This is a genomic window from Streptomyces sp. UNOC14_S4 (genome assembly GCF_020740835.1).
GTDB lineage: Bacteria > Actinomycetota > Actinomycetes > Streptomycetales > Streptomycetaceae > Streptomyces.
The window spans coordinates 1-5,842 of sequence record NZ_JAINFC010000473.1 but is presented as its reverse complement, the minus strand read 5'-3'; the positions used below and the strand labels follow the sequence as shown (position 1 = coordinate 5,842).

Annotated in this window: 7 protein-coding genes; 2 read left to right on the top strand and 5 right to left on the bottom strand. The window is 68.1% G+C overall.

Features of this window, described 5'->3' with window-relative positions; all coding sequences use genetic code 11:
- Positions 1–324: 324 nt before the first annotated feature.
- From K6I34_RS29840 to K6I34_RS29830, 3 genes are all read right to left on the bottom strand, one after another.
- Positions 325–615, bottom strand: a complete 291-nt coding sequence (locus K6I34_RS29840; RefSeq protein WP_063804195.1) for a hypothetical protein — start codon at positions 613–615, stop codon at positions 325–327.
- Between the two features lie 419 nt (positions 616–1,034).
- Complete coding sequence (locus tag K6I34_RS29835) at positions 1,035–1,598, bottom strand: GNAT family N-acetyltransferase (protein ID WP_058042267.1); 564 nt, start codon at positions 1,596–1,598, stop codon at positions 1,035–1,037.
- An 18-nt stretch (positions 1,599–1,616) separates the two neighbouring features.
- Complete coding sequence (locus tag K6I34_RS29830) at positions 1,617–2,909, bottom strand: hypothetical protein (RefSeq protein ID WP_144440751.1); 1,293 nt, start codon at positions 2,907–2,909, stop codon at positions 1,617–1,619.
- A 260-nt stretch (positions 2,910–3,169) separates the two neighbouring features.
- Here K6I34_RS29830 and K6I34_RS29825 point away from each other — a divergent pair, with 260 nt between their 5' ends.
- Complete coding sequence (locus K6I34_RS29825) at positions 3,170–3,352, top strand: hypothetical protein (RefSeq protein WP_058042265.1); 183 nt, start codon at positions 3,170–3,172, stop codon at positions 3,350–3,352.
- Positions 3,353–3,372: 20 nt separating this feature from the next.
- Here K6I34_RS29825 and K6I34_RS29820 read toward each other — a convergent pair whose 3' ends face one another.
- Positions 3,373–4,536 (bottom strand): helix-turn-helix domain-containing protein, encoded by a 1,164-nt coding sequence (locus K6I34_RS29820; RefSeq protein WP_229330636.1) that lies wholly within the window; start codon positions 4,534–4,536, stop codon positions 3,373–3,375.
- A 21-nt stretch (positions 4,537–4,557) separates the two neighbouring features.
- Entirely contained in the window at positions 4,558–4,977 is a 420-nt protein-coding gene (locus tag K6I34_RS29815) for an NUDIX domain-containing protein (RefSeq protein ID WP_058042264.1), read from the bottom strand.
- 174 nt (positions 4,978–5,151) lie between these two features.
- On the opposite strand from K6I34_RS29815, the gene K6I34_RS29810 reads away from it, so the two are divergent.
- Positions 5,152–5,842, top strand: a 691-nt coding sequence (locus K6I34_RS29810; protein ID WP_229330635.1) for a TauD/TfdA family dioxygenase, incomplete at its 3' end; no start/stop codon positions are given.

The window sequence follows — 5,842 nt, the reverse complement described above, 5'->3', positions numbered from 1 at the left end:
TCCTACCGCATGCGCGGACGCGAACTCGGACGCGTCCCCACCGACCGAACCGACAACGACTGAACCCCCACAAAAGGGTCCGTTTTCACCCGGCCAAAGTGGGTCACGATTCACCCGCCGCCGACAGGCCCCCGACGGCTGGCCTTGCCTGCGTCAGCAGCAGGCCGTTAAATGAGGCAACAAAAGACCGTGAGTTCGCTCTGTGGATTGTGGTAAATGGCCACAGAGGCCACCACTGGCATCAGGCTCGGGTTGGGGCTGAGCAGCGATCAGAGCGGTGAGGAACCGAGCGATGGCCTCGGCGGGGGTACCCGAGCCGAAGCTTTACTCCCGCCCTCGGCTTCCGCGCGGCGCGCTCACGCTCACGCGCCACACGACGTCGTTGTGGAAGGCGTCCGGCGTCTCCGGAAGGAAACCGACGTACGCCCTACCGTCCGGACTTCCACAGTGGACGTTGGCGAGATCGTCGGAGACGATCGACCAGCCCTGCCCCCGCAGAAGGTCGATGACCGGTTCCGCGCAGCCATCCCCCGTCAGCCATTCCCGCTCCCCGGCGTGGGGTGCAGTGGAGAGCGTGGCGGGCGAGCCGACGTGGGGCGTGGTGGCGGTGATCATCACGGTGAATCCCTTCCCTGACCTGCGGTTTTCCGGACACCCGTACGTTGACATGGGTGGCGAGCAGGTCTCCAGCCCGTTCGCACCGATCGCCGTCTGCCGTAGGCGAACTGGGGTAATGGGGCATGTACGGCGGATCATTCGGACGTAAGAAGCACGCGGACGACGAGGCCAAAGACGGCATTACGAAGGAAGGTAGAAGCCGACGGCAGACTGCGGTCGTCATCACCCGTGCGGTAGTCGCACCGGACGCGCGGAGTTCTCCGACGATGTACCAGTCGGGGTGACAGGGATCTACGGTCCAGCAAGGCGGGCCATGTGGTGTCCGTCAGCAGGGACGGCGTGCGTACAGAGCACAGCCCGACCGCCGCCGGGTACCGCGCGGCGGACGATCAGCAAGGGCACCTCCTGGGCAGGGTTCAGGAAGGCACGACGTCAGGGCGAAGGATCATGGCGTCGTAGACGGGAGACTCGGGAGCGTGTTTGATGCGGCCGATGACCTCGTACCCCCACCGGGGGTAGGCACTGCGGGCGGGCTCGTTGTCGATGATGCAGGTCAGGGTTGTCCAGGGTTCCGCGCGGCCGCTGATCATTTCGTTGTGGAGAGCTCGGCCGATGCCGTTGTTGGTGTGTTGTGGGAGGACCATCAGCTCGCGTAGCCAGAACATGTCGCCAGCCTGTGCGGCGTCCTTCGCGTCCGCGGGAAGCGTGTCGGTAAGGGAGGCCCACCAAGGCCGGTCGGTGGTGAGCGTGACGCCATGGACGTAGCCGACGAGGGTGCCGTCGTCGAGGTGCGCGGTGACGACTTCGAAGCCCTTCATGTCGAATGCGGCAGTGAGTCGCTCGACGAAAGTGGCGACGGAGAAGAAGGGGTCGCCGATGTACGGAGGCACGTCGTAGACCTTTGCGTAAACGTCGGTCAGTTCGTCGATGATCTTTCGAGCGGCGTCGGGGGTGTGCCGGGCGAACGTGAGGTGGGGCATGCGGAGGCGGCTCCTTGGTCAGGCGATGTGGGCGTTCAACAGCTCAATGGTTTCGCGGGCTTGTGCGCTGGACGCGTGCGGGGTGAGGCTGTCGCGGACGGCCGCGAGCTGATGGCGGTTGCGGGTGGAGGACTGGCCGCCCTCGATCAGGCGCAGGGACTCCTTGGCGGCTTCTGCTGTGCGGTCGAGATCGTGGTCGTGGACGGCTGCCTGCGCGAGGCGGGCCAAGCACATGCCCCGGTTACGGGAGTGTTCGATGTCCTGTAGGCCAGCAGAGCGCTCCAGGAGCCGTACGGCACGCCGGTTCTGCTTCAGGTCGGATCGGCACATGCCTTCCAGGCACACGAGTTCCGCTTCGTTGAGGAACCCGGTCCACTCAGGGTCACGGTCCGTGGAGCCCTGGTCGAAGGACCGCCACGCCCGCTTGATGGTGTGAGAGGCGTTGATCTCGTCTCCCAACCGCGCGTATCCCTGGGCCGCACGAATGGCCAATAGCGCGGTCACACGAGGCGGGGCATCCCATTTTGCGGCGTACTGTTCGGCGGTGCGGGCGAAGCGCACCGCCTCACGGGGCTTGTCGAGATCAACGGACTGGCGGGCCATGTTCGACAGTGTTCGCGTGGCCAGCGCGTGGTCTTCGGAGATCATCGCTGTGTTCAGCGCTTCGGAGAAGTAGACGCGGGCTTCGGTCTGCTGTCCGGCGTCGTAGCAGAACCAGCCCAGGCTGGTGGTGAGCTGGCCAGTGATGGTGTGGAGTTCCTGGCCGATGGCGTCGCTGTAGGTGCCGTGATTGATCACGTGGTGCATCCAGCTCAGGTGCATGGTGGCAGTTCGCCACAGCCGGTCACCGCCGAAACGCTGGTCGATGGCATCAAGGTCGGCAGCGGCAGCCTGGAGCAGGACGACCTCGTCGTGGCCCACGCGCACCTCGGCAGGGCGGGAGGGCGAGGAGCTGAGCCAGGGCAGGCCGATGACGGCGGCTCCGGCAGTCAGAGCGTTGCGTCGTTTCATAGGTGGGATCATGGCGGTCCCCTCGTCGGGGCTGTCAAACATCTGCTCGGCATCGATCACGAACCCCAGGTGCTCGGGGCCACGCCCGAACGCCGCTCGCAGAGCAGTTGCCTGGTCCGGCCTCGGCCACCCGGGATTGACCGACTCCCACCGCCGGTAGGTACGCACGCTGATCACGTACCGAGGCTCTCGCAAAGCCTGCTGCCCAGCTTCACTGATGCCCTCGGCTGCTGCTTCCTGGGAGAACCAGCCTTTCGCCACTCGGGCGGCGAACAGTTCCTTATTTGCCGGCGTCCTCATCCGACTACTCCCTGATCTCAGCTCGGACTCACCGTAGGCGGTAACCGCCGCGGACGGTATGCGGTGGCGGGAATCACGCTGATCTTCGGTGTTCGAGGCCAGTGAATGGCCGCTCAATGGCCGCTCGGTTTCCTCGTACGGCCATCGGTCCAGCAGTGAAGTGGACACACGGCGGGCCGCCGCCCCTGACGGGCCCGCGCTCTCGCACATCCCCCCGAGAACGGGAGAACGCTCCCATGCCCTGCTCCCCCGGCACTTCCATGTCCGGACCCGCCCTGCCCATCGTGCGGAATCGCGAGACCGCCCCCGAATCCCCCACTGGTGCCCGCTACCGGCAGGCGCATGGTGACGTGACCAGCTGGGGCGCCCACGACTACGACGTCTACTGGGAACTCGCCCGCGCGGTGCCCTTCCCCGACAGCGGCCCGGAGGAGACGCGATGAGCGGGCCCGCAGCCCCTGTCCTACGCGGCCATCTCCTGTCGCATCCGGCCCAGCGCCTCGTCGGCCGCGGCCCGGGTGTCCGGCAGCCGCTGGCCGGCGGCGCGGATGATGCGCTGCAACTGGTGCGGCAGCCGCTGCACCACCGCTTCGCCCACCGCCGCGTCCAGGGTCTCGGCGGCCCCGGTGCTGTCGCCGCCGAGCAGCAGGACCTGGGCAACGGTGACCAGCTCGATCACCCGCCACTGCGGCGCGACCGTGGTCGTCAGCGTCGGTCGATCCTCGACCAGCCTTATGGCCGCTGGTGCACGGCCCGTCGCCAGGAGGCCGCGCAGGCGGATCTCGTGGAGCGAGTAGGGGTTGAACAACGAGGTGTGCACGGCACGGTCGAGAAGACCGTCGGTCTCGTGCATCACCGCGTCGAACAGCGTGCGGTCGCCAAGAGCGCCGGCGGCGCGGGCCAGGAGCGGCAGGACGGCGACACGGCCGTCGGTCGTGGACGCGATGGCGGCGGCATGGCGGAGGCGTTCGACGGCGGCGCCGCGGAGTCCGGCCTTGCGCAGTTCGTTGCCGTGCATGCGCAGGATGCCGGAGAGCAAGGCCGGGTCGTTGCCGAGGTGGCGGGCCGCTTCCAGGCTGCGGGCGGTCCAGCGGGCCGCGGTGGCCAGGCGCTCTTCGGGGAGCACATTACCGAGGGCGACGCCGAGTCCGACGCGGGCGTGGGCCAGCAGGCGGACGACATCGCGTTCGCTGTGTCCGTCTTCGACGCGGGCTTCGAGGCGGGCGACAAGCGGCCACAGTTCGGCGACGGCTTCGGAGGCATGGCCGGTCTGGCGGGCGATCTCGGCGAGCCGGACGGTGGACGCGCCGAACTGGAGCATGGCCCGGTGGTCGGTGTCGGCGACGTCGGTCACGCCGAGGACGTGCGGCGGGAGGCCGAGGTGTTCCGCGACGCGGCGTCGGGAGCCGACGTCGTCCAGCGAGCGTTTGCCCAGTTCCAGGGCGGAGACGTACGTCTTGTCGTAGCCCAGGATCTCGCCGAGTTCGGTCTGGTTGAGCCGGTGCACGGCCCGGTGGAAGCGCAGGATGACGCCGAGGTCGCGGGTGGCGAGGACGGCCTCGGCCTGCGGGGTCGCCCAGTGCCACACCACATGGCGGGCGGCCGGCCGTGGCGCCGGAAGCATCACGTCATGCCTCCCGGCAGCCCGTCAGCTCTGCCGCTGCCCGTACCAGGTGGCAATCGCCCGCTTGTAGCCGTCCGGCATGTTCAGCCCTGGCACCTCGTCGGCCGTGAAGAGGCCGATCTCCTTGTGCTCGTGGCTGATGACCGGCGTCCGGTCCGGGGTGAGCACGGTGCAGCCGTAGGTCACGATCAGGACCCGCCGGCCAGGGATCGGCTCGTAGATCCACACGCCACCGTCGATGATCGGCCCGGCCTTCACCTCCCAGCCGGTCTCCTCCAGCAGCTCCCGCTCGACCGTCGTCTCCGGACTGTCGTCTGCCTGCTCGAGGCGGCCGCCGGGCAGTTCCCACTCCTGCCTCTCGTTCTTCAGCAGCAGTACGCGCTGGTGGATGTCGAGGGCGACGGCTTTGACGGAGACGGGCCAGGTCGGGGGCGTGTAGGTCATCGCTGCTGTCCTTCGCGGGGCATCGCGGGTCCTTGGGGCGTGCGGAACATAGCACGACCTCATCAACCTGCCGCTTCTGTAAGCGAATTGTCCGAGTCGACAATCCGTCGCTGTACCCCGCCAGTCTCTGCCTCCGACTCTGTCCGCATTCCCTTCGATGAGAGGAGCACGCCGATGCACGAGGCCAAGCTGTTCTCGGCGCACTTCGTCGACATCCAGTCGCCGCGAGTCGAAGAGGCGGTCCGGGAACGGTTACGCGACTCCGGGATGATCACCCTCGGCGGTTTCTCCTCCCGCACCGCCGTCCGCGACTTCGCTTCCAGGATCATGGACATCGCCCCGCACCGGGACAGCGACCCCGACGGACTCACCACCATCCGCGACACCCGCCGTCACACGCACCTTGCCGGATACGGGGGTTTCGGCAACGGCGAGCTGGCCCCGCACACCGAACGCTCCGGAGTTCCCGAGCCGCCCCGTCTCATGCTGCTGGTCTGTGGCACCCCCGCCTACGTCGGCGGAGAGTGCCTGCTGACCGACGGCCGCGCGGTGTACACCGACCTCGCAGCACGCCGCCGCGACGCGATCCTGGCCCTGAGCAAACCGCGCACCGCGTTCTTCGGCGGCGGCGACGGACACCCGACTCAAGTGCTCACCGAACATCCCGACGGCCGGGTGTCCGTACGGCTTCGGCTCGACGGCCTCGCCCGCTTCAGCCCCATCGTGCAGAGCTACCTGCCCGACCTCCGAAGCGCGCTCACCACCTACCAGATCCGCCTGCCGCTGGCCGTCGGCCAGGGCTACCTGCTCGACAACGAACGCTGGCTCCACGCCCGCGCCGCCTTCACCGGCCCCCGCCTGTGCT

Excerpts from the sequence above, each read along its gene's own strand:
- K6I34_RS29840 (WP_063804195.1), bottom strand. The coding sequence starts at position 615 with ATGATCACCGCCACCACGCCCCACGTCGGCTCGCCCGCCACGCTCTCC.
- K6I34_RS29835 (WP_058042267.1), bottom strand. The coding sequence starts at position 1,598 with ATGCCCCACCTCACGTTCGCCCGGCACACCCCCGACGCCGCTCGAAAG.
- K6I34_RS29830 (WP_144440751.1), bottom strand. The coding sequence starts at position 2,909 with ATGAGGACGCCGGCAAATAAGGAACTGTTCGCCGCCCGAGTGGCGAAA.
- K6I34_RS29825 (WP_058042265.1), top strand. The coding sequence starts at position 3,170 with ATGTCCGGACCCGCCCTGCCCATCGTGCGGAATCGCGAGACCGCCCCC.
- K6I34_RS29815 (WP_058042264.1), bottom strand. The coding sequence starts at position 4,977 with ATGACCTACACGCCCCCGACCTGGCCCGTCTCCGTCAAAGCCGTCGCC.